Consider the following 1,961-nt stretch of genomic DNA (forward strand, 5'->3'; position numbering starts at 1 on the left):
CGAGGGAACCAACCGACATGGTTGTATCTTTCAAAAAGACCGCAGAGTGTCAGTATCATCGTAATGACCATCACTGGTCATCGCTAGGACACCGCCGCCTGCGTTTCTCTTTCCAAATCTACAATGTCAAAGACCAGACCGGCTGGGCCGGGGCACACTGTTTAACGCCGGTGTCCGGCGGAGGCGGGGATTTAGGCGGGGGCGGCGTTCCGGTCAAGCGGCCATTTCGTGTTCCGCCGAAAAAAGACTGCTGGGGTCCAGATGGCCGCAACGCGGACTCCTGCGCCCACCTGCCGTCTGACGTTAAAGAAGCCCTGCCATCGGTCGCAGGCCGCGCGGCTCGACCCGACCCGACCCGACCCGACCGCGGAGGATCCGCTCCATGGCTTGTCGATGGGCCTTTGACAGAGTCGCGAAGAATGCGGCGTCTCGCTGGTCGACAATCGCGGCCAACCGGAGAACACGCGTTTCGGCTTCTGCCGTGAGCATTATGGAATGTGTACGGCCGTCAGAGTGATGCCCGCGACGGGTGAGCAGGCCTTTGTCGGGGCTGACAGGTTAACCGTGCCAAGTGGAGACCTGCCCTACCCTGCCTGAAATCAGTCAACGGCGGCCGCCCAGGCGGTCGCCGCATCGGCGCGGAAGCGCCGAAGGGTGGGTCTGCTGATCAGATGCCGTTGGATGTTGAAGGTGTTGTAGATCGCCGCGTGGGTGGTGAAGAATCTCTGGGCTGAGGCTTGCGATTTGAACCGCTGCTACTGCCGCTCTCGTCGTCGGATCGGAAGGTGTGAGTTCTCTGCCTGATTGTTCTCCCGAAGCCCGCCCGGTCGGTGCAAATGCCTGAGTTCCAACACATCGAGCGCTGCGCCATATGAGGCGAGGCCGGCGGTCGTGATCGTCCGCGGCTCGATCGGCTGGCTTTTAAGGAGACGCCTGAGCCGCCTCAACGCGGCCTCCGTGTCCCGCCGGCGCTGGACCACGAGGTCGAGGACCTCGCCTTCGTCATCCACAGCCCGCCACAGATACATCCGCTTTCCGCCGATCGGACAAACCATCTCGTCCAGGCGACAGCGAGGCGAAGGCACAGGCCGAAGCCGCTTCAGCCGCCTCGCGATCAGCGGGCCGAACGTGAACGTCCAGCACCTGATCGTCTCATAGCTGACGTCGATCTCGCGATGCGCCAGGAGCTCTTCGACGTCGCGAAAACTTAGGCCGTACCGGAAGTACAGCCACATGGCATGGCGAATCACAGCCGTCCGAACCCGGTGGAGCTCGAACAAAATCGGCTTCACGAAATGTCTTCTCCCCCAGTGGCCTACAGCCGAATTACTGGAGAACTTTTAGCGTTCGCCTGACAGCACCCGACGGTATCAGGGGGCGTCACAGGGTCGAAATCGGCACGCCATAACAGTCCCGGTCACCTTAAAAAGCGTACGGCTCTGACCGGGCGTCCACCGACACTGTGGTCTCGCCGTCGAAAGTCAGGCGCAGTCTCCCCGCGATCACCTACACGCAGCGTTCGACGTCAGGGAACAGGGAACGGGCGCCGGGTCCGAGGACATCAGCGACGCTGAGGCGCCAGTCGAAGTCGTCCAGGTCCGCTCCCGGAGGCCAGGCCGCGATTTCACGCTTGAAGCCGCCTAGGTTCTTCCTGGGCGTCGCTGTCCGGTCGCCGGCGACCAAAATCGTCGAGATCATCCCAGGATGCCGGGCAGGTCGAGCCCTTTCTCGCGCGCCGTGTTCAGGGCGATATCATAGCCCGCGTCGGCGTGGCGCATGACGCCGGTGGCCGGGTCGTTCCAGAGAACACGCGCGATCCGCTTCGCTGCCGCCTCGGTGCCATCGCAAACAATGACCAGACCGGCGTGTTGGGAAAAGCCCATGCCGACCCCGCCGCCGTGGTGGAGCGAAACCCAGGTCGCGCCCGAGGCCGTACTCAGCAGGGCGTTCAACAGGGGCCA

1 protein-coding gene and 2 pseudogenes are annotated in these 1,961 nt (G+C 63.0%); all 3 read right to left on the bottom strand.

The genetic code is table 11. From position 1 onward, the window contains the following. Window positions 1–599: 599 nt before the first annotated feature. Window positions 600–1,292, bottom strand: a pseudogene (locus ACP7AZ_RS17705) (IS6 family transposase). 214 nt (window positions 1,293–1,506) lie between these two features. Beyond that, window positions 1,507–1,698: a HutD family protein gene (locus ACP7AZ_RS17710; RefSeq protein WP_426039967.1), complete on the bottom strand. Its 192-nt coding sequence runs from the start codon at window positions 1,696–1,698 to the stop codon at window positions 1,507–1,509. Continuing rightward, window positions 1,695–1,961 (bottom strand): annotated as a pseudogene (locus ACP7AZ_RS17715) (urocanate hydratase); the annotation flags it as partial. The pseudogene ACP7AZ_RS17715 and the gene ACP7AZ_RS17710, both read right to left, overlap by 4 nt.

Origin of the sequence: Brevundimonas sp. DC300-4 (assembly GCF_049897365.1) — a bacterium.
Lineage (GTDB): Bacteria > Pseudomonadota > Alphaproteobacteria > Caulobacterales > Caulobacteraceae > Brevundimonas.

Excerpts from the sequence above, each read along its gene's own strand:
- ACP7AZ_RS17710 (WP_426039967.1), bottom strand. The coding sequence starts at position 1,698 with ATGATCTCGACGATTTTGGTCGCCGGCGACCGGACAGCGACGCCCAGG.